Origin of the sequence: Sphingomonas sediminicola (assembly GCF_014489515.1) — a bacterium.
In the GTDB taxonomy this organism is placed as follows: Bacteria; Pseudomonadota; Alphaproteobacteria; order Sphingomonadales; family Sphingomonadaceae; genus Sphingomicrobium; species Sphingomicrobium sediminicola.
Genome location: NZ_CP060782.1, coordinates 2038525 through 2063952, shown reverse-complemented (window position 1 = coordinate 2063952; position 25428 = coordinate 2038525). Strand labels below are relative to the sequence as shown.

The window sequence follows — 25428 nt, the reverse complement described above, 5'->3', positions numbered from 1 at the left end:
CCTCACGCCGGACCCGCGCCTAATCGGGCTTCGACCTTCAGGGCCGGCACGGCCTGCAGACCAACAGGAGAGTAGCCCTCATGGCAGAACAACGCGCGCGGCCGCTGTCGCCGCACCTCGGTATCTGGCGGTGGGGCCGGGCATGACCGTCTCCATCCTGCATCGGATTACCGGTGGAGCGCTTACCGTGGCCGGCCTGGCGGTGCTGACCTGGTGGCTGCTTTCTTTGGCGAGCGGGAATGAAGCTTATGGCGACTTCAGCGCCATCGCGGGCACCTGGGTCGGCCTTGTCGTCCTGATCGGACTGACCTGGGCCTTCTTCCAGCATCTGCTGTCGGGCGTCCGCCATCTGGTCATGGATACGGGCGCTAACTTCGAGCTCGGTCCCAACAAGACCTTTGCTTTGCTGACGATCATTGGATCCGTCGTCCTGACGGCGGCATTATGGTTCTACATTCTCGGAGTAGTGAAATGAGCCTGGGTGATAGCTCGACCGAGCTTGGCAAGGTCCGTGGCCTCGGCTCCGCGCACGAAGGTGGGGACCATTGGATTTCAGAGAGAGTGACCAGCCTCGCGCTGCTCGTTCTCGGCGTCTGGCTGATTGCTTCGCTGCTGTTCCTGCCGACTCTGGATTATGCGACCGTTCGCGAATGGTTGCGCTCGCCGCTTGGAGCGGTGCCGATGGCATTGTTCGTGATCACGTCCTTTTACCACGGGCTCGAGGGCCTGAAGGTGGTCGTGGACGATTACGTGCACGAGCCGGGAAATAATTTCGCGTTGAACACCCTGTTGCTGTTCGTAGCGGTCGGGGGCGCTGCGTTTGCGCTGTTCGCGCTGGGCCGCATCGCATTTGGAGGCGCAGCTTGAGCGCGTACAAGATCGTCGATCATACTTACGACGTCGTCGTCGTCGGCGCAGGTGGCGCCGGCCTTCGCACCACCATGGGCGCGGCGAACCAGGGACTGAAGACCGCCTGCATCACCAAGGTCTTCCCGACACGCAGCCATACGGTCGCCGCGCAGGGCGGAATCGCCGCCAGCCTCGGCAACATGGGTCCGGACCACTGGACCTGGCACATGTACGACACCGTCAAAGGCTCGGACTGGCTCGGGGACCAGGACGCGATTGAATATCTCTGCCGCGAAGCTCCCGCTGCGGTTATCGAGCTCGAGCATGCGGGCATGCCGTTCAGCCGTAGGGCGGACGGCAAGATCTACCAGCGCGCATTCGGCGGAATGACGCAGAACATGGGTGAAGGGCCGGCCGCGCAGCGGACCTGCGCCGCTGCCGACCGGACCGGCCATGCAATGCTTCACACGCTCTACCAGCAGAGCCTGAAGTATGATGCCGACTTCTTCATAGAATATTTTGCTCTCGACCTGATCATGGAAGGCGGTGAGTGCCGCGGCGTCGTCGCACTGTGCATGGACGACGGTTCCATCCATCGCTTCCGTGCGCAGGCCGTGGTGCTCGCCACCGGCGGTTATGGCCGCACCTATTTTTCCGCCACCTCCGCACACACCTGCACCGGCGACGGCAATGCGATGGTGCTCCGCGCGGGCCTCCCGCTGCAGGACATGGAGTTCGTCCAGTTCCACCCGACCGGAATCTACGGTGCGGGCGTTCTCATCACCGAGGGTGCGCGCGGTGAGGGCGGATACCTGACGAATTCCGAGGGCGAGCGCTTCATGGAGCGCTATGCCCCAGCGCCAAGGACCTCGCCAGCCGCGACGTCGTGTCACGCTCGATGGCGATGGAAATCCGTGAGGGCAGGGGCGTCGGCGAGAACAAGGACCACATCTTCCTTCACCTCGATCATATCGACGAGAAGATCCTGCACGAGCGGCTTCCGGGAATCACCGAGACCGCGAAGACCTTCGCGGGCGTCGACCTGACTCGGCAACCGATCCCGGTTGTCCCGACGGTCCACTACAACATGGGCGGCATCCCGACGAACTTCCACGGCGAAGTCGTTACCCTGAAGGACGGCAATCCGGACTCTGTCGTCCCCGGCCTGTTCGCAGTCGGCGAAGCGGCCTGCGTTTCCGTGCACGGCGCCAACCGCCTCGGCTCCAACAGTCTGATCGACCTGGTGGTGTTCGGCCGCGCGGCCGGTCTCCGTCTCGGCGAAATCCTCAAGGCGAATGCGGCGCAGAAGGAGCTTCCGAAGGATTCGGCGGACCTTTCGCTGCAGCGGCTCAACCATTTTCGCGAGGCGAAGGGAGATGCGCCGACCGCCGAGATCCGGCTGGAAATGCAGCGCACGATGCAGGCCGACTGCGCAGTGTTTCGGACGGAGCGGACGCTTGCCGAGGGCGTCAGCAAGATCGATGCGGTCTACAGGAAGATGGCGGACGTGCGGGTCAGCGACCGCAGCCTCATCTGGAACAGCGACCTCGTAGAGACGCTCGAGCTCGACAACCTCCTCGCTCAGGCGGTGGTGACGATGCATTGCGCCGAGAATCGCAAGGAAAGCCGCGGCGCGCACATGCACGAAGATTTCCCGGACCGCGACGACAAGAAGTGGATGAAGCACACCGTCGCCTGGTTCGACGGCTGGGGCGGCAAGGGCGGATCGGTGAAGATCGACTATCGCCCGGTCCACGACTTCACGCTTACCGACGACATCAAGTACATCAAGCCGAAGGCGCGCGTGTATTGAACGAGACCCTGCTCTGGCTGCTGTACCTGGTCAGCGCTGCCGTCGCCTTCCTTACAGTCCAGCAACTCGGTTGGCGCATCGTGCCGTCCATGCTTGCCGGCACGGTTGTGACGATCGTCGGCTGGGGCCTGATTTTCCTGCTGACCGCTGAAGACAAGCGACCAGCCTTCTGGCGGCTCGATTTGTCTCTGAACGCAAGCTTCGCCCTGATCTTTGCCGGAGCCGGCGCCGCAATCGCCTTCGCGATGAAACGTAATCAATTCGACCGCTAAGTACCGTTTTCACCAAAGCATCAGGAGTTGCTCAGGCCGCTCAAGGGTGATCAGGTCACAGTTCCAGGCTCGTGATCACCTGATTGGAGGAATACGTGCTGAGAACCGAAGGCGAGCGAACGCCTGGCTTCAAACTATTGCTGGCGATCCTGATCGGCGCTGCATTGTCGATCCCGCTCTTTTCCGTCTGGCTGCTGGTCTACGACCGCCAGACACAATCCGAACAAGCAACGAGCTCGATCACCGAGGGCTGGGGCGGGCCGCAGGCGATGTCGGGCCCGATGCTCGTCATTCCCTATCGCGCGATGACCACCGACACGATCGTCGATCGCGGGCAGAGCATCACCCGCAGCCGCGAGGTCATGCGCGAACTTACGCTTTCGCCGGAGGTGGCCGAGCTTTCGACGACGGTCGCGCCAGAACGTCGCAAGCGCTCCATCTACGAGGCGGTCGTCTATGATGCGAAACTTTCCGGTTCGGCTCGCTTCGCCTTTCCGCCTGACCTTTCGCGCAATGGGGTGAAGATCGAAGACATGGACCTGTCGCGGGCCGAGCTTCGCTTCGGCGTCAGCGACCCGCGTGGCCTGGGCGCCAATCCGCAGGTCATCGTGAACGGCGCTCGCCTTCGCCTCCAGCCGGGCGGCGGAAGCGGAGGGGGCGCGGCTTCTTTGCCTGGATCGATGCCAGCAGCCTAACCTCCCAGCCAATCGCCGTCCGCTTTCAGTACGAGCTGCGCGGCAATTCGTCGCTGACCTATGCGCCGCAGGCCGGCGAGACCGTCTGGACCGTCCGCTCTGGCTGGCCGCACCCTTCGTTCGGAGGCGATTTCCTTCCCCAGCAGCGAAGCGTCGACACGAAGGGGTTCGAGGCGACCTACCGGATCGGCAACCTCGCGCTCGGAAAGTCGCTCGTCTCCACCGGCGACGCAGGCCAGAGCAATGTCGTCGAGAAGGTACGGCCCGCGACTCCTGACGATTATGTCGCGAGGGATGCAGGCGCTCCGCAGGTGGCGAGCATCAACCTGATCCAGCCGGTCGATCTCTATTCGCAGGTCAACCGGGCGACGAAGTACGGCTTCCTGTTCATCGGCTTCACTTTCCTCGCATTGCTCATGTTCGACGTGATCGGCGGCGTTCGCGTGTCCGCGGTCGAATATCTCCTGATGGGCGCGGCAATCGTCCTGTTCTTCGTACTGCTGCTGGCCTTCGCGGAAGTGATTGGTTTCACCTTCGCTTACATCGTCGCGTCGGCGGCGATCGCGGGACTGAACACCGCCTATTCCGCAGCCGTGCTGAACAGCTGGCGCAGGGCATACTTCATCGGCGGCCTGCTCGTCGGGCTCTATGCGGTCCTTTACGTGCTTCTCAGCCTCGAGGCCTTCTCGTTGCTGATCGGCTCGCTGCTGCTCTTCGCGGCGCTTGCCGGGGTCATGTACGGGACACGCCGGGTCGACTGGAGCGCTCCGCGCAAGCCGGAAGAAGTCTAGCACTTGGGGTTGGGGGCTTGCTCGGCTAAGCCCCCAACCCGATGACTGATCCAGTACCGCCAAAGCGCATTTTTCCGGAGGCAAAGGTCGATGCGAAATCCGCTCGGCACGTGCCCTCCAGCCCACAGACCGAGAGCGAAGCCTACAAGCTCGCGTTCCAAGACATCGACTTCCTGCTTCGCGAGGATCTGCGGCCGGTTCGCTTCCAACTCGAGCTTCTGAAGCCCGAATTGCTGATGAATGAAGCGAAGATCGGATCGACTTTCGTCTTCTACGGGTCGGCGCGAATCCCCGAGCCTTCGCTAGCCGATGCGCTCGTAGCCGGCGCGACCGACGATCGCCAGCGCGCGATCGCGGAGCGGCTGAAAGCCAAATCGCTCTTTTACGACGTTGCCCGCGAGCTTGCGCAGCTCGCCAGCAGCTGCGGCTGCGACGAGGACGGAAAGAGGCACTTCGTCGTCTGTTCGGGTGGAGGACCGTCGGTGATGGAAGCCGCGAACCGCGGCGCGATCGACGTCGGGGCCGAGTCCATCGGCCTCAACATCGTCCTTCCGCACGAGCAGCTTCCGAACCGCTACGTTACCCCGGACCTCAGCTTCCAGTTCCACTACTTCGCGCTTCGGAAGATGCACTTCCTGCTGCGCGCACGCGCGGTTGCCGTTTTCCCGGGCGGGTTCGGCACGTTCGACGAGTTCTTCGAGCTTTTGACCTTGATCCAGACCGGCAAGGTCCGGCCGCTGCCGGTCCTCCTGTTCGGCAAGGAGTTCTGGACGAAAGTCGTGAACTTCGAGGCGCTGGTCGAGGAGGGCGTGATCGCACCGCACGACCTCGACATCTTCCACTGGTGCGAAGATGCAAAGGAAGCGTGGAACTTCGTCGAGAGCTTCTACGAAGAGCATCCGGCGCCGCCACGAGAGCGGACCGGCACACCGGAATAGGCGGCTCGTCGCGCCGTTCTTAGTGGGCCGGAGCGGCTTCCTTGGCGGCCGGTTTGGCTTCCGCGCTGGCTTCCGCAGCCGCGGGTTCCTTGCCGGCTTCGGCGCCAGCCGCCTTGTCGCCAGCGGCCTTTTCGCCGGCGGCGGGCGCAGCAGCTTCGGCCGGTGCGGCTGGAAGCGGGAGCGGGCTGTCGCTGTGGGTATTCAGGAACGCGATCACGTTCGCGCGGTCCTGCGGGTTGCTGAGGCCTGCGAAGGTCATTTTCGTTCCCGGCGCGAACTTCTTCGGGCTCGTCAGCCAGGCGCTCATGTTGTCCCAGTTCCACGTGCCGCCAACGCCCGACAGCGCAGGCGAGAAGGGGAAGCCCTTGCCCTTGCCGACGGGCTCGCCGAGCACGTCCCACAGGTTCGGGCCAAGGGCGTTGGCGCCGCCCTTGTCCGCATTGTGGCACGCCGTGCACTTCTTGAAAACCTGCTCGCCGGCCGCGGGATCCGCGCTCGCGAGATAGAAAGCGATCGGCTTCTCTGCTTCGGCAGCGCCTGCACCTTCCTGAACGACTCCCTCGATCGGATAGCCCATCTCCTCGGGCCGCTCGCTCTTGAAGGTTTCGCCGGCGACGATGGAGGCTCCAAGAGCCACGATTCCGGCAAACAAGGTCCAGCCGGCGATAGTGTTGAAACGGTCGTCCATGGGTCTCCCGACGGCGAATGCCGAGGCTATCTGAATGGAATTTGCGCCGCTCCTTTACGGACGACTCTGCAGTTCATCAAGCCGCGAGCCATTGCTCCAGGAGCGTTCGCGCGATCGCGAAGCGTGGGGGTGGCTGGAAGGTCGCGTCAGGATGGCCTGCGAGCGCCGCCATGACCTCGTCCCGGGTGAACCAGCGGGCATCGTCGAGCTCGGTGGTGTCGATGGTCAGATCGCTGCCGAGTGCTCGGGCGTGGCACCCCAGCATCAGCGACGAGGGAAAAGGCCAGGGCTGGCTTGCAACGTAAGTGACGTCCGCAACCGCGATTCCTGCTTCCTCGTGCAGCTCACGGGCGACTGCCGCCTCGATCGATTCGCCAGGCTCGAGGAAGCCCGCGAGCGCGGAGTAGCGCCCGGGCGGATATTGCGGCTGGCGTCCGAGAAGAAGGCGGCCCTCATGCTCGGCGAGCATAATGACGACCGGGTCGACGCGCGGGAAATGTTGGGCCGAGCATTCGGGACAGCGCCTCGACCATCCGCCGCGCTCGATTTCGGTGCTAGCTCCGCAATTGGCGCAGAATTGATGCCGCGAATGCCACCAGGCGAGGCTGAGGGCGGCCGCGAACAGGGGCGCCTCGTCATCGCGAAGCAGTCCGATCGTATCGAAGGCTGCCCTGGCATTGGCGTGCGGTTGCTCGGTCGCGGAGAAACGGGGAGCGCCGTCCTGAATTCCGAGGAACAAATCTGACGAGGCGGCAGGCTGCCATTCCAGCCTTCCATCTGCCCCGATGGCGGGCAATCCCTCCCGCCACTGAAGCTGCAGGCCATCTTCCCGATTAGCGATCTCGGCAAGCCGGGCCTCGTCGACACGGACCTGGTCCGCGCGATCGATTCCGGGGCCGGAGAAAAAAGGTTCAGGCCGCAAGGGCGCTCCTGGCTTCAAGTACCGAATCGGCGGCGCGGCGGTACAGCGTCGGCAGGCCCGCGTCGACAAGCCGGTCGAGCGGCTGCCACCAGCCTTCGCCTGTTGGGCTGTCGGACGCTACGACCGCCAGCTCGAGGTGAAAGTGCGTGAAGACGTGGGACACGTGGACGAGTGCTGTCTCGGCCGGCGCGGGCTCATCGGTCCAGTCCGGGCCCGGTAGTGCCGCCATTCCACCGAGCATCCCCTTGGCCGGGCGGCGAACCAGCCAGATGCTGCCGCTTCGCTCGATCCAGTGGGCGACACCATATCGTGCTGGGCGGACTGCCTTGCGCTTTGGAGCGGGGAAACGTTCGGGCTCGCCGGAAGCAAAGGCTGAGCAACCGGCGTTCAGCGGGCAAGCGGGGCAGTCGGGTGACTTGGGCCTGCAGATGGTGGCCCCGAGATCCATCATCGCCTGGGCAAAGTCCCCGCGCGTTCCACCGGGGTCATCATGTCCAGAAGTTCACGGAGGCGCGGCTTGCTTTCGGCGATGGGGGCTTCGATCGCGTGCAACCGCGCGACCACCCGCTCGACGTTGGTATCCATGACCAGCGCGCGCCGTCCGAACGCAATCGCAGCGATAGCGGCTGCCGTATAGGCCCCGATCCCCGGCAGCTGCCGAAGCTGTTCCTCCGTGTCGGGGAACCCGCCGCGAGCTGCCACTTCCCGAGCACAGGCGATCAGGTTGCGGGCGCGGGCGTAATAGCCGAGGCCCGCCCATTCGGAGAGCACGTGCTCGTCTCTTGCGCCAGCCAGCGCCTCGACGGTCGGCCATCGCGCAATGAACCGTTCGAACCTCGGCGTGACTGCCGCGACCGTAGTCTGCTGGAGCATCACCTCGCTTAACCAGACGCGATAAGGGTCCGGCGCCGTCTCTCCCGGCATTGCCCGCCACGGAAGCCGCCGGGCGTTATCCACATAATGTTGGAGCAAGCGGTTGGCGGGCACACTTTCCCTATGGCATGACCTCCTTGAGATGGCGAAGCCAAAGTCTCCAACGACGAAGCGGAAAGCCGGCGCCGAAGATGCACCGCGCTCCGGCCGTGCGCGCGCGGCCGGCGAACTTGTCGGCGAGATCGGCGGAGTGGCGTTCCGCCGCTTCGGCTTCGTCCAGAGCGCAATCGTCAGCCGCTGGAGCGAAATCGTTGGCGAGCGCTATGCCCGGGTTTCATCACCCGAATCGATCAGATTCCCGACCGGCAAGAAATCAGGCGGCGTCCTGACGCTGCTGGTCGAAGGCGCCCATTCACCTCTGCTTCAGCATCTCGCGCCACTGATCATCGAGCGCGTGAACCGTTTCTTTGGATATCAGGCCATCGACAGGGTCGTGTTCCGTCAGGGAAGGCCGTTGGCGCGCTCTCCAAAACCAGAACGGCCGCAATCAAGCCCTGTTTCCAAAGAGCTTGGTGAGGGACTTCGCCAGATTGCCGACCCGGAGCTTCGCGCCTGTCTCGAATCGCTTGCCGGAAAAATTGTGTCTACAAGCGGCACGCCGACGGTCGATGGACCCGACGACAATCCCATACCCATTACGTTTCGGAGTGTATGATCTGATGAAGCCAGCCTACGTCCTGCTCGCCGCAACGGCGATCTTCGCAAGCGCGGCCTGCAATGCCGAAAAGGGATCGACGACGAAGACCGACTCCGGGCCGATCGAAGCCGTCGCCGCCCCGAATGGTGGCGACTGGACCAAGATGGTCGTTCGCACGCCCGAAGGTGGGTTCCTGATGGGCAACCCCAAGGCAGACGTGAAGCTCATCGAGTTCGGCTCGATGACCTGCCCGCACTGTGCCGAATTCGAGGAGAAGGGCGGCGAACCGCTCATCAACAATTACGTGAAGAGCGGCCGGGTCAGCTACGAATTCCGCAATTTCGTCCGCGATCCTTTCGACCTTACGGCGGCGCTCATCGCTCGCTGCGGCGGTCCGGACCGCTTCTTCCCGGTAACTCGCGCTCTCTATACCAATCAGCGTGAATGGACGGGCAAGCTGCAGGAAGTGCCGAAGGAGCAGTTCGAGGCGCTGCAGAACGTCGGCCCGGAAAAGCAGTTCACGGAAATTGCCAAGCTCGCCGGCCTCGTGCCGTGGGCGGCCCAGCGCGGTATTCCGTCGGCGAAGAGCAATGTCTGCCTGGCGGACCAAAACGAGATCAACTTGCTGGTCCAGATGAACGGCGACGCGACCTCGCAATTCCCCGAATTCAGCGGCACGCCGAGCTTCGTCATCAACGGCAAGCTCCTCCAGCAGACCGCGACCTGGGACAAGCTTGAACCGCAACTCCGCGACGCCCTCGGCGAACGCGGATAGCGGCCATGTGAGGGTGGGGGAGACAAGTTGCGCATCCGCCGGCTGAAACTCAGCGGGTTCAAGAGCTTCGTCGAAGCGTCGGAGCTAAGGATCGAACCGGGGCTCACCGGAGTCGTCGGTCCGAACGGATGCGGCAAGTCCAACCTCCTCGAAGCCATTCGCTGGGTGATGGGCGAAGGCAGCCCGAAGTCGCTTCGCGGCGGCGGGATGGACGACGTCATCTTCGCCGGCACCGCGACGCGGCCGCAGCGCGACTTCGCCGAAGTCTCGATCCTCCTCGAGCGTCAGCACGGCGATGAAGGGCAGGCGGGCGAGAGCGAGGTCACCCGGCGGATCGAGCGGGGCACCGGCTCGGCCTACCGGATCGATGGTCGCGACGTCCGCGCCAAGGATGTCTCCCTGCTGTTCGCCGACGCGGCGACTGGCGCGCACTCTCCGGCGCTGGTCAGTCAGGGCAAGGTCGGCTCGATCATCGCGGCCAAGCCGACCGAGCGGAGGCTTTTGCTCGAGGAAGCCGCTGGCATTTCCGGCCTTCATGCCCGCCGCAAGGACGCCGAGCAGAAACTTCGTGCGACCGAGGCGAATCTTACGAGGCTGGCCGAGCTTCTGTCGGATCAGGAGCAGCGCGCTGCGCAACTGAGGCGGCAGGCGCGCGCGGCCGAGCGTTATCGCCAGCTGTCGGACAAGATCCGCTCGGCTGAGGCTCGGCTGGTTCACGCCCGCTGGGTCGAGGCGGATTTGGCAGCGACCGCAGCGACGCAAGAGGCGCGGGAAGCCGAAGGGCAGGTCTCGGCGCTGCAGGGCGCGATGGCGAACGCGCAGCAGGCGCAGGATCAGGCCGCGGCGCTTCTCAACCAGCGCCGTCACGAACTGGCGGAAGCGCGCGAACGCGCGACCGAGCTTGCGCATGAGCTGGCGACGACCCGCGCGCGGCGAGACACGGTCGTTCGGAGGCTTGCCGAGCTCGACCGGTTGGATGCCTCGCTTGCGTCGGATGTCGAGCGCGAGGAGGCGCTTCGTCACGACGCCGAGGCTCGGATCGCCGAGCTGGACGCCGAGCGTGCGGCAATCGATCACCGCCTGTCCGATGATGAAGCGCAGTCGGCCCGGATTGGGCGTGAGCTCGCCGATCTCGAAACCAAATCGCGCGAAGCCGAGGCGGCTCTTGCCGACCTCCTGACCCGCCAGGCCGCGATGCGAGCCGAGCGCCGGGTTGCCGAAGCTGCCCTCGAGGCCGCGCGAGCGCAGCTTCAAAGGACCGAGCAGGAAAAGCAGCGGCTTGCTTCGCAGCTAGAGGCGCTCGGCTCGGGATCAGCCGAGCAGTCGGCACGCGACGAGGCCCTGAAACGCGCAGAGGCCGCGAAAAGGTCGCAGGCAAATACCGAGCAGAAGCTCGAGGCCGCCGAACGCGAACGCGCAACCGCCGCCGAGCGCCGCGATTCTTCGGAGAGCGACCTGGCGGCGGCACGCGCCGCGCTATCCGCAGCGAAGGCAGAGGCTCAGGCGCTGGAGCGGGCGCTCCAGCATGGCGGTGGCTCGGCTATCGAAAGCCTGTCGGCGGATTCGGGCTATGAGCGGGCCTTGGCCGCGGCACTCGGCGAAGATGCCGATGCGGCGATCGGCGGAGGCGGCCCGAGGCGGTGGACCGGAAGCGAGGCTATGGCGAGCGATCCATCGCTCCCCTCCGGCGTGGAGCCGCTGATCGATCATGTCCGGGCGCCCGCGCAGCTTCTTCGGCGCCTTCGTCAGATCGGCGTGGCAGATGAAGATAAGGGCCAGCAGCTTGCAGTCGGCCAGCGGCTCGTAACGCTGGAGGGCGGGCTGCGCCGGTGGGACGGTTTTGTCTCGACCGGCTCCGGTGCGGCCGCGGCTGAGCGCCTGATCCGCGCGAACAGGCTGGCCGAGTTGCAAAAGCAGCTTCCGGGCTTGGAGAAGGCGGTCGACACGGCTTCGGCAGAGCGCGACCAGGCGGCTCGCGATGTCGAACGCTGGCGCACCGAGGGTGACGAGCAGCGTAAAGCTGCCTCCGCTGCCGAGCGCGACGGCCGCGAGGCGGATCGCGCAGCCGACGCCGCGGCCGCTGCGATCGATCGGCTGAACGACCAGCGCGAAGCTATTTCGCAGCGCGCGGAAGACTTGAAGCCGGTAGCCGAAGCTTCGGCCGAAGCACTCCGCGCTGCTGAAGCGGTCATCGCTGGATTGCCCGATCCGGCGGCGCTTGAAGCCGATGTCGAAAGTGCGCGGTCGCGGGCGTCGGGCGCGGGATCGGCCGTCGCCGACAAGCGTGCCGAAGCCGCGACGCGTGCGCGCGAGACTGCCGCAGCGCGGGAACGTCACGGAACTGCGGGCCGTGAGCAGGAGGAATGGCGCAAGCGTCACGCCGACGCGAAACGCCGCCTCGCCTTGGCCGTCGAACGCCAGTGCCAGCAAAGCGCCGAGCGCGAGCAACTCAGCCAGGAACCCGCGCGCCTCGACGAGGCGATCGGCGAATTGGAGAATCGCTCCGGCGAGTGCGGCCGCCTGACCTCCGCCGCTGCGGAGGCCGAGCGTGCTGCGGAGGGCGAAGTCGCCAAGGCGGCTTCGGCCTTTGCGACCGCCAACGAATCTCTGTCTGCTGCTCGCGAACGCCGCGCCGCGGCCTCGGCGCGGGCAGAAGCGCAAGAAGCGCGCCGCACGGAATATGGCCGCGTCTGCTTCGAGCGTTTCGAGTGCATTCCTCAGCGGCTACCCGAGAAGCTTGGCTTCGACGAAAACGAAGTGGTCGATGCGGACGCGCAATCGGCGCTGCTAGAACGCCTGACCACCGAGCGCGAACGGATCGGCCCGGTCAACCTCGTTGCCGAGCAGGAGCTGGCCGAGTTAGACGAGGCCCGGGTGAAGGGTGCCGAGGAAGCAGAGGAACTGACTCAGGCGATTCATCGCCTGCGCGGGTCCATCGGCAATCTCAATCGCGAAGGCCGGGTGCGGCTGCTCGACGCATACCGCGAGGTCGACACGCATTTCCGCGACCTGTTCACGACCTTGTTCAATGGTGGGCAGGCGCATCTCGAATTGGTCGAAAGCGACGATCCGCTGGAGGCGGGACTGGAGATCATGGCGCAGCCTCCTGGCAAGCGCCTCTCGACCCTCACCCTGCTGTCAGGCGGCGAGCAGGCGCTCACGGCCGTTGCGCTGATCTTCGCTTTGTTCCTGACCAATCCTGCGCCTATCTGCGTGCTGGACGAAGTCGACGCGCCGCTGGACGACGCGAACGTCGAGCGGTTCTGCGACCTGCTCGACCGCATGACCCGCGAGACGGACACGCGCTACCTGATCGTGACTCACAACGCAGTGACGATGAGCCGAATGCATCGGCTCTACGGCGTGACCATGATCGAGAAAGGCGTCAGCAGGCTGGTTTCTGTCGACCTCGGTGGCGCGGAGACGCTTCTCGCTGCAGAATAGGGGTATGAAGCCCACACGCGTTGTCTTCCTCGTCTTTCCCAACGTCACGCAGCTCGACCTTACCGGTCCGGCGCAGGTGCTTTCGCGCCTACCAAATGCGAAGGTCGATCTCGTTTGGAAGTCGCTCGATCCGGTCCAGACCGACAGCGGCTTTGCACTGCTTCCGACGGGAACGCTCGACGAGGTGACCGAAGCGGACATTCTCTGCATCCCCGGCGGCTTCGGCTGCGTCGATGTCATGCACGATGACGACGCGCTTGCCTGGGTCTGGAGCGTCGGCGAACGGGCGCAATGGATGACGAGCGTGTGCACTGGTTCGCTGATCCTCGGTGCGGCCGGACTGCTCGAAGGCTATCGTGCGACGTCTCATTGGGCATGGCGCGACTATCTCAAGCTGTTTGGGCGGAGCCGGTCGCGGAGCGCGTCGTGTTCGACCGCAACCGGGTCACGGGCGGCGGAGTGACGGCCGGGATCGATTTCGCATTGGCACTCACCGCGCAGATCGAGGGAGAGGATTACGCACGCGCGATCCAGCTGGGCTCGAGTACGATCCGCATCCGCCGTTCGATTCCGGCACTCCGTCCAAGGCGGGTGAACAGCTCGTGAAACAAGTCTACGAGCGCTCGGATCGCATGGCGCCCGACAGGGAGGAGCGCGTCCGCGCCGCTGCGGAGCGCTTGGCAGGCCGGTGACAAAGCTCTGGGTCCCGCCGCATCCTCCACGCCGGCCGAAGCCCGTTCCGACCTGGCGCGGCTTCCTGGGGGAACGGGCGCGGACCGCGGTGTACGGCTGGTCCCAGCTCGCCTTCCAGAACTGGTATTTCAAGCGCAACATCCTGGGCCACACGGTGCATGTTGTCCTGCAACCCGACTGGGTGCAGCGCGTGCTGCTCGACAACGCGTCGAACTACGAGAAGCCGAAGCTGGTGAAGCGCATCCTCGGGCCGACGATCGGGCGGGCCTTCTGACGTCGGAGGGCGAGCTTTGGCGCGCCCAGCGCAAGATTGTTGCGGCGAGCTTCACACCACCCGCGGTGGACGCGCTCATGCCTTTGTTCGGCGAAGTCGGGCAGGACATTGCGCAGTCATGGCAGGCCGGCACGCGCGACATGGCCGTCGAAGCGACCTCGGCGACGATGCGGGTGATCGCCACGGCTTTGTTCAGCGGCGACCCTCGGCTCACGACGCCAGAGGCGATGGACCATATCACCGCCGCCATGGAGGGCGTCGGCGAAGCCCGGATCCAGGCGTTGCTGGGCATGCCACTGATCCCGGTAACTCGAAAGGGCGGCGGGGCCGGGCAGGGCAGCAGTTCCTGCGTTCGACGCTGGGCGCGATCGTGCGCGAGCGGCTCGGTAGCGACGCGCCGGACGATTTCGTCACGGCAATGATCCGGGCGCTGCTCGACCAATTCCCGCGTGAGGAAGCGATCGAGTTGGCGATCGACAACGCTGCAACCTTCTATCTCGCCGGCCACGAGACGACGGCCAACCTGACGAGCTGGACCTTGTTTGTCCTTAGCGAACAGCCGGAATTGCAGGAGCGGGTCGCCAAGGAGGCGCGGTCGGCCCTGGAGAATGGGGTCGATGCGGGTCTTTCGGATCGGCTGCCATTCCTTCGGGCGGTCGTGGACGAAACGCTCCGCCTCTATCCGCCCGTTCCGCGCTTCGATCGCGAGGCGGTCGGGCCAGACATGCTCGGAGAGCATGAAGTGAATTCTGGCGACCTGGTGTCCATTTGGCCGTGGATCATTCAGCGTCACAGGAACCTGTGGGACGAGCCTGATGCGTTCGATCCCGATCGGTTTGCTGGTCGCAGGCAGGAACGGCACCGTTTCCAGTATCTGCCGTTCGGCGCTGGCCCGCGCACTTGCGTCGGCGCTCGCTTCGCAATGGCTGAAGCGCTGACGATCCTCGCGACGTGGCTCAGCCAGTGGAGATTCGCCCCCGTCCCTGGAAGAAAGGTGCGTCCGTCCGGAATGGTCACTCTGCGCCAGGAAGGTGGTCTTCCGCTTATGCTATCGACGCGCTGAACGAATTCAGGGGTTTATCGGGAAGCTTGATCGGACAGTTCGGCAAGCGCCAGTTCTGCTATTGCGAATGACTATCAATAACGATAGTAGCCGTCCGCATGAAGGGGCTCACCACTGTATCGTTCGCCGCCGCATTGTTGGCAGGCATGTCTTCTCCAGCGTTTGCCGCGGCGGATTTGTCCGAAGGGGCTGGGTCCGAGGCGACGTCGGCGGCGGCTGCCGAAGCGGCCGACCAGGCGATCATCGTCACGGGCCAGCGCAGCGAATATGGCGCGCGAGACACGAGCACGGCTACCAAGACCAACACCAACATCCGCAACATCCCGCAGGCGCTGACGGTCATCTCGGAGAAGCAGATCGAGGACCAGTCGATCCGCTCCGTCGCGGAGCTGCTGACATTCGTTCCCGGCGCCACTCCAGGGACTGGCGAGAGCAATCGCGACCAGTTCACCTTGCGCGGCAACAACTCGACCGCCGACTTCTTCATCGACGGCGTCCGTGACGACGCGCAATATTTCCGCGACTTCTACAACGTCGATCGCGTCGAGGTGTTGAAGGGCCCGAACGCGATGATCTTCGGACGCGGCGGTGGCGGTGGGGTCGTCAACCGCGTCCTGAAGCGCGCGACTTTTGGCGATTATCGCGAGGCGCTGACCTCGACAGACAGCTTCGGGGGTTTCGTCTCACCGGCGACGTCGATCAGGGGATCGCCTCCGGTGTCGGGCTCCGGGTCAACGGCCTTTACGAGAATGGCGACAGCTTCCGCCGGCACGTCAACCTCGAACGCTATGGCGTGAACCCTACGCTCGCGTTCCAGGCCGGCCCGAACACCCGCATCGATATCGGCTACGAATATTTCCATGACTACCGGACGTCAGACCGCGGCGTCCCGGCCGACGGCGACCGGCCGATCAAGGGCTTTGACCGGACCTTCTTCGGCGATCCCGAGGACAGCCATTCGAAGGCGAACGTCAACATCGGCACATTCAGTGTCGAGCATGAGCTTGCGGACGGCCTGACGCTCAAGAACCACACGCAATTCGCGGACTACGACAAGTTCTACCAGAACATCTATCCGAGCTCGTTTAGCTCCGCGACGGGACTGGTTACGCTCGGCGCCTACAACAACCGCAACAACCGCCAGAACCTGTTCAGCCAGACGGACCTGGTCTGGGAAAATCGCCTTGGCGGGATCGACCAGACATTGCTGTTCGGCTTCGAGTTCGGGCGGCAGAAGTCCCGCAACCAGCGGATGTCGGGTACCTTCCTGAACGGAAATACGACGCCGATTTCGGATGCGAGCGTCGACAAGAACGTTTCCTTCACTTCGTCTGCGAGCGATGCGAACAACCGCACCCGGGCGACGGTCGCGGCAGTATACGTCCAGGATCAGATCCGCCCCGCCGAATGGCTCGAGATCGTCGCGGGCCTGCGGTTCGACAGTTTCAAGCTATCGGTGAACGACCTGCGCCCTGCGAGCGAAGACTTCAGCCGACGGGACGAGCTCTGGTCGCCGCGCTTCGGGTTGATCCTGAAGCCGCGCGACAATCTGTCACTCTACACCAGCTACAGCCGATCCTATCTGCCGCAATCGGGGACCAGTTCAGCGGCCTGACCTCGACGACCGCCGACCTGAAGCCAGAACGCTTCGACAATTACGAGCTGGGCGCGAAGTGGGCCCCGATCGACGGTCTGCTCGCCACCGCCGCAATCTATCGGCTCGACCGTACCAACACGCGTGCGATAGACCCGCTTACGCAGCAGACCGTGCTGACAGGCGCCCAGCGAAGCAAGGGCTTAGAGTTGGGTCTCGAGCGCAGCATCAGTGACCGCTGGCAGGTCTCGGCAGGCTATTCCTGGCAGAAGGCGGAGATTACCAAGACGACTGCGTCAGCTCCGGCAGGCCGCGACGTGCCGTTGGTTCCGAAGCACAGTTTCTCGCTCTGGAACCGCTATGATGTCTCGGACACGATCGGTCTCGGGCTTGGCGTGATTGCCCGGTCGAAGTCCTATGCTTCGATCAGCAACAACGTGAAGCTGCCGGGCTACGCACGGGTCGACGCTGCCGCCTATTACAAGCTGATGCTGGGCATCGAGGCGCAGATCAACGTCGAGAACATCTTCGGGGCCGACTATTTCCCGACCGCCCACAGCGACAACAACATCGCTCCCGGCGGACCGCGAGCGATCAAGGCACAGTTGAGGTTCGGCTTCTAGGAAGCCAGCTCCGCCGCGCGATCGCGGACGCGTTTGAGGTCGTCGACGAACTTCGCCCGTTCTTCGCGCTTACGGTCCGGTTCGGGGATGCGGAGCAGGAAGCTCGGGTGGACGGTCACCCAGCATTCGCCGCCGTCCGGAAGCGCAATGGGCGAGCCGCGCACGCGGCTGATCGTGACGACCTTGTCGAGGATCGAGCGGGCAGCGGTCGCTCCCAACGCGACGGTGACCGGCGGGCGGATCAGCGAGCGCTCCTGGTCGATCCACCAGCGGCAAGCTTCGATCTCGCCCGCATTGGGTTTGCTGTGGATGCGTTTCTTGCCGCGCTGCTCGAACTTGAAATGCTTGACCGCATTGGTGACGTAGACTTCCGAACGCGGGATCCCTGCTCTCTCCAAGGCCTCGTCAAAAACCTGGCCGGCCGGTCCGACGAACGGGCGTCCGGCGACGTCCTCCTGGTCCCCGGGCTGCTCGCCCACGAACATGATGGACGCGTCGAGCGGGCCCTCGCCGAACACTGTCTGGTTGGCGCGCTTGTAGAGGTCGCATCGGGTGCACCCGCGCGCCTCCTTGAACAGGGCCTCCCAGGACTTGCGCAGGTTTCCGCCTGGCTCAATCCGCCGTTCCGCTTCCAGCGCTTCTCTGAGGCCTTCCTTGGCCGCTGCCCGGTCGATCATTTCCAACTCCCGATTGCGAGCGCTCGCAATCAAAGGCTGAACGAGTGAGGTCTCCGGCATGTTGCGCCAGTATTTCTTCGGCATCTCCTTCAGCATTGCGCCGACCTTCAGGCGTGCCGGATTGAAGATGGAGGCATAATAGGTCGTCCACATCGCCTCGAGCGGATCGCCGCCGGGCGCCTCCGCGCGCGTCGTGCCAGGACCTTCAGAAAGCGTTTCGCCGTCCCAATGGATCGAAAGCTCGGGCGTCAGGATCGACCACCGCATGTTTGTGAAGCGGCGTACGAAGAAGCCGGCGGCGTGCCGGACGATGTGATGGTCGGGCTCGAAGAAGGCGATGAAGCGCGTCATTCCGTCGGGCTGCTCGACCACCCGGAAGCGGACGAAAGCGTGCATTTTGTGCACGTCGCGGCGGACTTCCTTGGCCAAATTCTCGAGCCGGTCGACCAGCGGATCCGCGCGATCTTCCATGGCATGGCGGTTGGAGCGCAATTTCCAGAGCATTGCGTAGAGCAAAGCGAACCGTTCGGGGTCGGTGTGGCAGACGACGCTCTTCGCGAGGTCGATGAAGGGCCGTGGAACGGGAAAGCTGGCGCCGGTCGGCTGCCGAGCCTCTTTGGCGAAAAGGTCGTCTTCCGATCCGTCCACGCGCCAGACGATTGCGTCCGGCGGGACGCCTGCCTCGGCGAGGTCGCGGGCGGCATCGCGCCAGCCGTCGAAGTCGTCCTCCGAGGCCAGGGTGACGCGATGCGCGTCGATCATGGGTCCTTCTTGCAACACGTCAGACGTTAACCGAGTTAACCGCGGCGAGTTGCGCCCGGTTCGGGTTTCCCAAAGAGTTCAAAGGCTTTAACGCAGAGCAATGATGAAGGCAGCGCCTTGGCCGGTGACGGCCCTGTTCCTGGCGTCGATGGCGTTCAACCTGTGGCTCGCCGGAGCGCCGGACTGGCTGTGGGCTCCGGCTGCTCTCGCCGCCTGGTATGTCGCCGACCTGCTGTCGGGCCTCACGCACATGTACATGGACTACCGACCGTGCACGCCGGGTATTGGCCTCGACCGTCTGTATTTCTACCCGGGGTCGCGTGAATCCGAGGACTATCTCTCTTTGAGGGACAGCATTTGGCGGAAGATCGGGCCACTCGAAAAGCTGGTCTACGATTTCAAGAACCACCATCCGCGGCCAGAGGCCCTGGGCCGACGACCGATGCTGATGCAGATCGGGTCGACCATCATCTTCGTGGCGCTCCCAGCATCGCTTGCGCTCAATCTGACGGCTCTGCTGCTGCCGCTGTCCGGCTGGTTCACGTTCGGAGCGGTCGTCCTGATCATTGGCGGCACGTTCGCCCAATATTTCCACGGCACGCTGCACCGCGAGGACAATCCTGCGATCGTCCGAGCGATGCGGGCTGTCGGCCTGTTGATGACCCCGCGGGCCCATCAACTCCACCACGACACACTGACCCGCGATTTCGCGACCAACAGCGGCTGGTCGAACCCGGTGATCAATCGGCTGTTTGCCTTCGCCACGCGCCGCCGCTGGCTGACCGATACGGGGCTTATCCCAGAATAGAACTTCAGGCAGCGAACAGTTCCAGCTGCTGCTGTCTTGGCGCGACCAGCGCCTTCAGGTCGGCTCGGTCGGTCATGAGGGTCGGGATCCAATCCGCGGTGGTAATGAAGGGCCGAACCTTGGCGATCGAAAGCGTCAGTCGTGCAACATCGGCGAGCCGAAGATTCCGCCAGCGCCGCGAGGACAGGATCCGGTCGACCGCCTTGGTGCCAAGGCCGGGCACACGCAGAAGCTGTTCCTTCGGTGCCCGGTTTACGTCTACCGGGAAGCTCTCCCGGAACTTGAGCGCCCAGGCGAGCTTGGGATCGATGTCCAACGGAAGCATGCCACTTGCGTCGGCGGCGCCTGCCACCTCCGCCGGCTTGAAGCCGTAGAAGCGCATCAGCCAATCGGACTGGTAAAGCCGATGCTCACGCATCAGCGGCGGGCGCTTCAGTGGAAGCACGGCGCTCGCATCCGGGATCGGTGAAAAGGCCGAATAATAAACGCGCCGCAGTCGGAAGCGGTCGTAGAGCGCGCTCGCCCGAACGATGATGTCGCCGTCGCTGGCCGTGTCGGCACCGACGATCATCTGGGTCGATTGGCCGGCCGGAGCGTAAAGTGGAGCGGACTTGTATTTCGACTTGGCGTCTGCGCCGTCGTCGATGGCTGCGCGCGTGTCCCGCATCGCGCTTTCGATCCGGCCGCCATCCTTTTCAGGCGCAAGGCGCTGAAGCCCGCTTTCGGTGGGAAGCTCGATATTGATCGAAACGCGATCGGCGAAAAGCCCGGCCTGACTCAGCAACTCCGGATCTGCGTCGGGAATGGTCTTGAGGTGGATGTAGCCGCGGAAGTCATGCTCTTCGCGCAGTGACCGCGCGACCTCGACCAGTTGCTCCATTGTATAATTGGACGAGCGGATGATGCCGGAGGAGAGAAACAGTCCTTCGATGTAATTGCGCTTGTAGAACTCGAGCGTGAGTCGGACGACCTCCTCGATGGTGAAGCGCGCCCGTCGGACATTCGAGCTCTTGCGGTTGATGCAATAGGCGCAGTCGAAGATGCAGCTGTTGGTCAGCAGGATCTTTAGCAGGGAGATGCAGCGGCCGTCCGGCGCGTAAGCGTGGCAGATGCCCATCCCCTCCGTCGAGCCCAGCCCCTTGCCGCCGCGGCTGTCGCGTCTTGACGATCCCGAAGACGCACAGGATGCGTCATATTTGGCCGCATCGGCGAGAATCGCGAGCTTCGACTGCAGGTCCAGTTGGGCCATTCGTTCTCAATATGTTCTAAGACTTCTCCTGTCCATACAGGCGTTTAGCGGTATCGCTCGAGCGTGGCTCCGAGGCGCCGGAGCCACGCCCTGCGCAGCCGGTCAACGCGCCGTCGAGATCGTGATCGCAGCGGCGGCGATGGAAGACGTGCCCGTCGCCCTTTCCACGGCACGAGCGATCTGCGGGCGAGCGTCGCTCCAGGCGACGTTCGAGCATTGCTTCAGGCCGGACTTGAAGGCGAAGCTCCCATTGTCGAAATGGTTCGCCTCAGTGCACACGTCGCCGATCGCGAAGCCGACCCTGTCGTAAAGGGCCGCCTTTCCCGCCGGCGCGGCGAGGTCGAGGTCCGAATAGCTCACATGACGCACGACAAGGTCGGACGGAGCCGTGACGAGCACGGGTCGGTCCTTCGCCGTGGCTGACGCAAATGGCAGGAACAGGCCCGCGGTTGCTACCGAGGCGGCTGCCAACGTGGAAAGAATTCTACTCTTTCGCATTGTTGCCATCCCATCTGTCCGCTTGTGGACGGCGGTGGGATGAACTGCCTTGGTGGGTCCCGCATTGCGATTTCGCCGGAGCCGGAGTCGTTTTCGACCACCGGACCTCGGCTTCGACGAAGCTTCGCTGTCGGTCGATGAAGGGAGTCGGCCTGGCGCGGATCAGCGGCGGACTGCGTCTTTCAGACCATCTGCGACTCGATCGACCGGCGGAGGCCGGTGAATTCGGCGGAAGCGAGCCTCGACGAGGCTGAGGAAGCCGAACAGCATCAGGCCCGCCGCGACCCAGCCTCGAACCGTTGGCGAGAAGAAATCCAGCGCCTGTTCCAGCCCGCCTGCTTCCGATGCCCGGCGATGGATGGCCGATTGTTCGAGCTGCCAGGCGACAACCAGGAAGATAATCCCGCGCGCCGCATAACCGATTCGGCCCAGCCATCGGATCCAGACCTTCTGGCGATCGTCGCAGTCGAGACGTGCAAGGAAGCTGCACTTCGCTGCCTTGACCAGCTGGACGATGCCCGCGCCGAAGAGAATTGCCGCGGCGATCAGGACTATTATCTCGCCGCCCGGAAGATCGAAAGCATCGGCCGCGTGCTGCTGCGCGTCGTTCCCGCTCACTCGCTGGGAGAAGAGGATGCGGACCGCCTTGTAGGCGAGGAAGGAGTAGATGATTCCGCTTGTCCCGGCAGCGACACGCTTGCGCCAGGCCTTCCAGTGATGCCTCCCGCTCTCGATCCCGAACACGGCGTCAGTGAGCCTCCAGAGCCCATACACGGCCGTGCCGACGACGAGCACGGCCAGAAGCAGTTTGCCGACGCCGTGGCCAAGATACTCGAGCGCTCCGGTCAGGTCTTCGGTGCGGCCCGCGAAGATCACCAGCAGGCCGATGATGATGTACAGCAGGCCCCGCCCGGCGAAGCCCAGCCGGGTCAGCAGCTGGAAGCGGCTCTCGCCGGCGAGATCGTCGGGAAGCGCGTCCTCAGGCTTCACGCCGTCGCGCTGGCCGGCGCTCCACCCGTCATCCTCTTTCCGATCATCATCTTGAAGACGATGAAAGCGACGAGGCCGAAGGCCGCGCTCGCTATATGAAGCAGCCAGAAGGTCGTGGTCGGCAGGCTGGAATAGAGGCCGCCGACATAGCCGACGGCCTTGTTCGCAGCGAAGAAGGACAGATAGTACAGTCCGATCACCGTGGCCGTAATCTGCTTGGGCGCGATTTTGGTGAACAGCGCAAGACTGATCGGCAGGATATGCGCGAAGCCGATGCTGTTCATCAGGTGAAACATCACGGGCCAAAAGAGGCCGATTTTCCCGCCTTCGGGTTGTGTCAGGGCTGCCATGAACAGGCACAGGCCGCCGGCGATCGTGAACAGGCTGCCGATGATCATCTTGCTGATTTCGTCGGGCTCGCGGCGCTTGAAACTCCACCACTTCCAGAAAGCGGCGACAGCCACGAGCATCGAGAAGCTTAGAATTGCGTCCAGGGTGATGAGCCAGCTCGACGGCAGTGTTCTCCCCATGAATGTCAGGTTGAACTGCTGGTCGCCCCAGATGAGGTATGCGTTGAAAATCTCCTGATTGGTCAGCAGCGCGATGGCCAGCACTGGAATCAGGATGCAAAGCGAAAGCACCCGCGACTTATCGGCATCTCCGAGATTTCTCGTCAGGAACCAGTAGAGCAAGGCGATGAGCGCCAGGGCGCTGATCGTTCCGACAACCCAGCTCGAAAACAGAATGCCCGAGATCATCAGCCACAGGATAACCAGCGCCGCGATGCCGATGGCACCGCCGACGACGCGGCCTATGAGTTTGCTGCGATCCTGCTGTGCGACGCCTAGATCGGCCGGCAACCATTTTTGGCCGGACAAATAAATGCCTAGGCCGAGGACCATCACCACTCCGGCGCAGCCAAAGCCATAATGCCAGCCGACCTCCTGTCCGAGCGTCCCCGATATGAGCGGGGCAGCGATCACGCTGACGTTGATGAAGATGTAGAAGATCTGAAACGCCATCGCACGGCGCAGGTCATGCTCGCCGTAGAGTTCACCGACTTGGGTCGCGATATTGCCCTTGAAAAGGCCGACCCCGACAATCAGCGCTAGTAGCGCGAACAGGAATGCGCCTTCGATCGCCATCAGGAAATGGCCTAGCGCCATGACTAGCCCTCCGGCGATCAATGCGACCCGGCGCCCCGTCAACTTGTCGGCGATAATCCCGCCGAGAATTGGCATGAGGTAAACGAGCGACGTGTAATCACCGAAAATAGCCGATGCGAGCGGCTGGCCCTCCAAGCCCGGGTAATGCCACTCTCTCAACCAGCCAAGTCCGGCAACACCCTCTATGTGGCCAGCCAACAAGAGGTAATTGACCATGTAAAGCGTGAGCAGGGTCTGCATGGAGTAATAGGAGAAGCGCTCACAGGCTTCGGTGAAGCCGAGATAGCCGAGTCCCTTTGGATGACCGATGAAAGCGCGATCGGACTGGTCGATATGTTCGAGGTCCGGAGTGGCGTCGGCAACGGTCATCTGCAGTCTCCCGAGCAGCGTGAAGCAAGGGCTAGTCGCCCCGAAGGCGCAGCACAATGGAGGCTCGCCGCCGTCCGTCGAAACGCGCGTTGCGCCAAAGCGCTGCACGGCTAGGCTCCGGTGCAACAGGGAGGATTCAGACATGCGCCAATTGACGCTTGCACTCGCGACCGTCGCTTCGATCGCCATTGCAACGCCCGCGATCGCCGGGCCGACCGAGGACTTCCACAAGCTGATGGACGACTATTGGGCGGCCTATCTCAAGGATAATCCGCTCACGGCAAGTTCGGTCGGCGTCCAGACCTATGACCGCGATCTTGGCGAACTGAGCCTTACCGAGTTCGACCGGCAGGCATCCGAAGCGCAGGCCATTCTCGTTCGCCTGCAGGCGATCCCCGCCGGCTCACTGAGCCCGATGGACCAGAGCAACCGCGCGGTGCTGCAGCGGACGCTGGAGGACCAGATCCTGCTCAACCACTTCGGGCAGCGCCAGTTGCTCTACTCTTCGCTTGGAAGCTACCACGAAGCTCTGGCGACGATGGGGAGACGATCCCCATGCGAACCAAGGCCGATTATGAGAATTATCTCGCCCGGCTGGCGCTCGTTCCGGCACGAATGAAGGCGTACAGCGACATGAGCGTGAAGGCCGCTTCGGAAGGCTACACGCAGGCATGCGAATGGATGAAGACGCTGCCCGGCTCGACGCTTGCGCTCGTGCCGGCGGACGTTACCCAGTCGCCGTTCTACAGTCCCTTCGCGGCGGCGCGTCCGCAGGCCATCCCGGCGTCCGAATGGAATGGCCTGCAAGCTCGCGCGAGTGAGGCCATCGCCGGTCCGATCGCCACGTCCTACCACGCATTTTCGACCGTCGCGGCGCGCCAGCTCGTCCCGAAGTGCCGCAAGGTAGATTCCGTCTCCACGCAGCCCCAGGGCAAAGACTATTACAAAGCGCTGGTTCGTTACCATACGACGACGGATCTCACGCCGGACCAGATCCACGAGATCGGACTTCAGGAAGTCGCGCGCATCCGGGCCGAGATGGAGGCGGTCGCGAAGAAGGCGGGTTTTGCCAGCCGCGAGGCGATGATCGCCGACATGCGCACTAATCCGAAGTGGTATGTCAAAACTCCGGGAGAGCTGATGGAGAAGACCGCGATCGTCACCAAGACAATCGATGGAAAGATGCCGGCCTATTTCGGGCGTCTTCCGCGACTGCCCTACGGGATCAAGCCGATGACCGCCGCTACCGCGCCGACCGACACGACGGCGCGTTACCAGCCGGGAAGCCCCGAGGGCGGCATCGCCGGCAACTACCTCGTCAACACGACCAAGCTCGACCAGCGGCCGTTGTGGGAAATCCCGGTGTTGTCGGTCCACGAAGCGGTGCCCGGCCACCACCAGCAGATCGCGATCCAGCAGGAGCTGGACATGCCGCAGTGGCGCAAGTCGACGACCTTCTTCACCGCGTTCGTCGAAGGGTGGGGCCTCTATTCCGAGCGGCTCGGCACGGACATGGGCCTCTACGACACGCCGCAAAAGGAGATGGGACGCCTGAGCTACCAGATGTGGCGGGCAACACGACTGGTCGTCGACACCGGCATCCACTGGAAGGGCTGGGACAAGGCGCGCGCCGTCGCCTTCATGAAGGACAATTCAGCGCTGACGGACGCGAACATCGACGCGGAGGTCAACCGCTACATCTCCGTCCCCGGACAGGCGCTCGCGTACATGATCGGCAAGCGCAAGATCGAGGAATTGCGGTCGCGCGCCGAAAAGGAGCTGGGCGACAAGTTCGACATCCGCCGGTTCCACGACGCCGTGCTCGGTCAGGGCGCGGTGCCGATGGATGCGCTCGACGCGCAGACGAATACGTGGATCGCTGCGGAGAAGGCCCGGAAATAGGCG

23 protein-coding genes and 4 pseudogenes are annotated in these 25428 nt (G+C 63.9%); 19 read left to right on the top strand and 8 right to left on the bottom strand.

Annotation, left to right across the window (positions count from 1 at the left end):
* Window positions 1–142: 142 nt before the first annotated feature.
* The 6 genes and pseudogenes from sdhC (at window position 143) to H9L14_RS11130 (ending at window position 5358) form a co-directional block, all read left to right on the top strand.
* Window positions 143–475 carry a succinate dehydrogenase, cytochrome b556 subunit gene (gene sdhC / locus H9L14_RS11155; RefSeq protein WP_187708155.1) on the top strand — a complete coding sequence of 111 codons (333 nt, stop codon included), beginning with the start codon at window positions 143–145 and terminating at the stop codon, window positions 473–475.
* Complete coding sequence (sdhD, locus tag H9L14_RS11150; protein ID WP_246444118.1) at window positions 472–867, top strand: succinate dehydrogenase, hydrophobic membrane anchor protein; 396 nt, start codon at window positions 472–474, stop codon at window positions 865–867. Before sdhC ends, sdhD begins: the two co-directional genes overlap by 4 nt.
* Window positions 864–2662: pseudogene (sdhA, locus tag H9L14_RS11145) on the top strand (succinate dehydrogenase flavoprotein subunit). Before sdhD ends, sdhA begins: the two are co-directional and overlap by 4 nt.
* On the top strand, window positions 2659–2934 hold the full coding sequence (locus H9L14_RS11140) for a hypothetical protein (RefSeq protein WP_187708154.1): 276 nt from the start codon (window positions 2659–2661) through the stop codon (window positions 2932–2934). Before sdhA ends, H9L14_RS11140 begins: the two are co-directional and overlap by 4 nt.
* Window positions 2935–3029: 95 nt before the next feature.
* Window positions 3030–4420 (top strand): annotated as a pseudogene (creD, locus tag H9L14_RS17465) (cell envelope integrity protein CreD).
* Window positions 4421–4461: 41 nt separating this feature from the next.
* A complete protein-coding gene (locus H9L14_RS11130; RefSeq protein WP_187708153.1) occupies window positions 4462–5358 on the top strand; it encodes an LOG family protein in 897 nt (298 codons plus the stop codon).
* Between the two features lie 19 nt (window positions 5359–5377).
* Here the strand turns inward: H9L14_RS11130 and H9L14_RS11125 are convergent, their stop codons facing one another.
* The 3 genes and pseudogenes from H9L14_RS11125 to H9L14_RS11115 all read right to left on the bottom strand — a co-directional run bounded on the left by H9L14_RS11125 (window position 5378) and on the right by H9L14_RS11115 (window position 7892).
* On the bottom strand, window positions 5378–6046 hold the full coding sequence (locus H9L14_RS11125) for a c-type cytochrome (protein WP_187708152.1): 669 nt from the start codon (window positions 6044–6046) through the stop codon (window positions 5378–5380).
* A 76-nt stretch (window positions 6047–6122) separates the two neighbouring features.
* Window positions 6123–6968 (bottom strand): NAD(+) diphosphatase, encoded by an 846-nt coding sequence (gene nudC, locus H9L14_RS11120; protein WP_187708151.1) that lies wholly within the window; start codon window positions 6966–6968, stop codon window positions 6123–6125.
* Window positions 6958–7892 (bottom strand): annotated as a pseudogene (locus tag H9L14_RS11115) (A/G-specific adenine glycosylase). The gene nudC and the pseudogene H9L14_RS11115 overlap by 11 nt, the downstream one beginning before the upstream one ends.
* A 91-nt stretch (window positions 7893–7983) precedes the next feature.
* Here H9L14_RS11115 and H9L14_RS11110 point away from each other — a divergent pair.
* The 10 genes and pseudogenes from H9L14_RS11110 (at window position 7984) to H9L14_RS17460 (ending at window position 17004) form a co-directional block, all read left to right on the top strand.
* Window positions 7984–8556: a DUF721 domain-containing protein gene (locus H9L14_RS11110; protein WP_187708150.1), complete on the top strand. Its 573-nt coding sequence runs from the start codon at window positions 7984–7986 to the stop codon at window positions 8554–8556.
* A gap of 4 nt (window positions 8557–8560) precedes the next feature.
* Window positions 8561–9313 (top strand): thioredoxin domain-containing protein, encoded by a 753-nt coding sequence (locus H9L14_RS11105; protein ID WP_187708149.1) that lies wholly within the window; start codon window positions 8561–8563, stop codon window positions 9311–9313.
* 27 nt (window positions 9314–9340) lie between these two features.
* Window positions 9341–12757, top strand: coding sequence for a chromosome segregation SMC family protein (locus H9L14_RS11100; RefSeq protein WP_187708148.1), 3417 nt, complete (start codon window positions 9341–9343; stop codon window positions 12755–12757).
* Window positions 12758–12761: 4 nt separating this feature from the next.
* Window positions 12762–13220: a DJ-1/PfpI family protein gene (locus tag H9L14_RS11095; RefSeq protein WP_222949814.1), complete on the top strand. Its 459-nt coding sequence runs from the start codon at window positions 12762–12764 to the stop codon at window positions 13218–13220.
* Complete coding sequence (locus H9L14_RS15090) at window positions 13184–13363, top strand: hypothetical protein (RefSeq protein WP_222949813.1); 180 nt, start codon at window positions 13184–13186, stop codon at window positions 13361–13363. Before H9L14_RS11095 ends, H9L14_RS15090 begins: the two co-directional genes overlap by 37 nt.
* A gap of 82 nt (window positions 13364–13445) precedes the next feature.
* The gene (locus H9L14_RS11090) at window positions 13446–13724 is read left to right on the top strand and encodes a hypothetical protein (RefSeq protein WP_187708147.1); all 279 of its coding nucleotides are present in this window, start codon (window positions 13446–13448) and stop codon (window positions 13722–13724) included.
* Between the two features lie 77 nt (window positions 13725–13801).
* Window positions 13802–14146, top strand: a complete 345-nt coding sequence (locus tag H9L14_RS11085; protein WP_222949812.1) for a cytochrome P450 — start codon at window positions 13802–13804, stop codon at window positions 14144–14146.
* Window positions 14095–14787, top strand: a complete 693-nt coding sequence (locus H9L14_RS11080) for a cytochrome P450 (protein WP_187708145.1) — start codon at window positions 14095–14097, stop codon at window positions 14785–14787. Before H9L14_RS11085 ends, H9L14_RS11080 begins: the two co-directional genes overlap by 52 nt.
* A 98-nt stretch (window positions 14788–14885) precedes the next feature.
* Window positions 14886–15584, top strand: coding sequence for a TonB-dependent receptor plug domain-containing protein (locus H9L14_RS11075; RefSeq protein ID WP_187708144.1), 699 nt, complete (start codon window positions 14886–14888; stop codon window positions 15582–15584).
* A pseudogene (locus H9L14_RS17460) lies at window positions 15581–17004 on the top strand (TonB-dependent receptor). The gene H9L14_RS11075 and the pseudogene H9L14_RS17460 overlap by 4 nt, the downstream one beginning before the upstream one ends.
* Here the strand turns inward: H9L14_RS17460 and H9L14_RS11065 are convergent.
* Window positions 17001–18443 (bottom strand): UdgX family uracil-DNA binding protein, encoded by a 1443-nt coding sequence (locus tag H9L14_RS11065; RefSeq protein ID WP_187708142.1) that lies wholly within the window; start codon window positions 18441–18443, stop codon window positions 17001–17003. The pseudogene H9L14_RS17460 and the gene H9L14_RS11065 overlap by 4 nt on opposite strands.
* Before the next feature lie 100 nt (window positions 18444–18543).
* On the opposite strand from H9L14_RS11065, the gene H9L14_RS11060 reads away from it, so the two are divergent.
* Window positions 18544–19251: a fatty acid desaturase CarF family protein gene (locus H9L14_RS11060; RefSeq protein ID WP_187708141.1), complete on the top strand. Its 708-nt coding sequence runs from the start codon at window positions 18544–18546 to the stop codon at window positions 19249–19251.
* A 4-nt stretch (window positions 19252–19255) separates the two neighbouring features.
* Here the strand turns inward: H9L14_RS11060 and H9L14_RS11055 are convergent, their stop codons facing one another.
* The 4 genes from H9L14_RS11055 to H9L14_RS11040 form a co-directional block, all read right to left on the bottom strand.
* Window positions 19256–20500 carry a putative DNA modification/repair radical SAM protein gene (locus H9L14_RS11055; protein WP_187708140.1) on the bottom strand — a complete coding sequence of 415 codons (1245 nt, stop codon included), beginning with the start codon at window positions 20498–20500 and terminating at the stop codon, window positions 19256–19258.
* Between the two features lie 102 nt (window positions 20501–20602).
* Complete coding sequence (locus tag H9L14_RS11050) at window positions 20603–20971, bottom strand: UrcA family protein (RefSeq protein WP_187708139.1); 369 nt, start codon at window positions 20969–20971, stop codon at window positions 20603–20605.
* Window positions 20972–21160: 189 nt separating this feature from the next.
* Window positions 21161–21988, bottom strand: a complete 828-nt coding sequence (locus H9L14_RS11045; RefSeq protein ID WP_187708138.1) for a DUF1206 domain-containing protein — start codon at window positions 21986–21988, stop codon at window positions 21161–21163.
* On the bottom strand, window positions 21985–23523 hold the full coding sequence (locus H9L14_RS11040; RefSeq protein ID WP_187708137.1) for a peptide MFS transporter: 1539 nt from the start codon (window positions 23521–23523) through the stop codon (window positions 21985–21987). The genes H9L14_RS11045 and H9L14_RS11040 overlap by 4 nt, the downstream gene beginning before the upstream one ends.
* Window positions 23524–23665: 142 nt before the next feature.
* Here H9L14_RS11040 and H9L14_RS16050 point away from each other — a divergent pair, with 142 nt between their 5' ends.
* Entirely contained in the window at window positions 23666–24142 is a 477-nt protein-coding gene (locus H9L14_RS16050) for a hypothetical protein (protein ID WP_246444116.1), read from the top strand.
* Window positions 24079–25425, top strand: a complete 1347-nt coding sequence (locus tag H9L14_RS11035; RefSeq protein ID WP_246444115.1) for a DUF885 domain-containing protein — start codon at window positions 24079–24081, stop codon at window positions 25423–25425. The genes H9L14_RS16050 and H9L14_RS11035 overlap by 64 nt, the downstream gene beginning before the upstream one ends.
* The last annotated feature ends 3 nt before the right edge of the window (window positions 25426–25428 follow it).

Bases quoted from the DNA above. Each gene is read 5' to 3' on its own strand.
- H9L14_RS11130 (WP_187708153.1), top strand. From the start codon at position 4,462: ATGACTGATCCAGTACCGCCAAAGCGCATTTTTCCGGAGGCAAAGGTC.
- H9L14_RS11085 (WP_222949812.1), top strand. From the start codon at position 13,802: ATGCCTTTGTTCGGCGAAGTCGGGCAGGACATTGCGCAGTCATGGCAG.
- H9L14_RS11110 (WP_187708150.1), top strand. From the start codon at position 7,984: ATGGCGAAGCCAAAGTCTCCAACGACGAAGCGGAAAGCCGGCGCCGAA.
- H9L14_RS11095 (WP_222949814.1), top strand. From the start codon at position 12,762: ATGAAGCCCACACGCGTTGTCTTCCTCGTCTTTCCCAACGTCACGCAG.
- H9L14_RS11065 (WP_187708142.1), bottom strand. From the start codon at position 18,443: ATGATCGACGCGCATCGCGTCACCCTGGCCTCGGAGGACGACTTCGAC.
- H9L14_RS11105 (WP_187708149.1), top strand. From the start codon at position 8,561: ATGAAGCCAGCCTACGTCCTGCTCGCCGCAACGGCGATCTTCGCAAGC.
- H9L14_RS11035 (WP_246444115.1), top strand. From the start codon at position 24,079: ATGCGAACCAAGGCCGATTATGAGAATTATCTCGCCCGGCTGGCGCTC.
- sdhC (WP_187708155.1), top strand. From the start codon at position 143: ATGACCGTCTCCATCCTGCATCGGATTACCGGTGGAGCGCTTACCGTG.
- H9L14_RS11125 (WP_187708152.1), bottom strand. From the start codon at position 6,046: ATGGACGACCGTTTCAACACTATCGCCGGCTGGACCTTGTTTGCCGGA.
- H9L14_RS11040 (WP_187708137.1), bottom strand. From the start codon at position 23,523: ATGACCGTTGCCGACGCCACTCCGGACCTCGAACATATCGACCAGTCC.
- H9L14_RS11055 (WP_187708140.1), bottom strand. From the start codon at position 20,500: ATGGCCCAACTGGACCTGCAGTCGAAGCTCGCGATTCTCGCCGATGCG.
- H9L14_RS11075 (WP_187708144.1), top strand. From the start codon at position 14,886: ATGAAGGGGCTCACCACTGTATCGTTCGCCGCCGCATTGTTGGCAGGC.
- sdhD (WP_246444118.1), top strand. From the start codon at position 472: ATGAGCCTGGGTGATAGCTCGACCGAGCTTGGCAAGGTCCGTGGCCTC.
- H9L14_RS16050 (WP_246444116.1), top strand. From the start codon at position 23,666: ATGCGCCAATTGACGCTTGCACTCGCGACCGTCGCTTCGATCGCCATT.
- H9L14_RS11060 (WP_187708141.1), top strand. From the start codon at position 18,544: ATGATGAAGGCAGCGCCTTGGCCGGTGACGGCCCTGTTCCTGGCGTCG.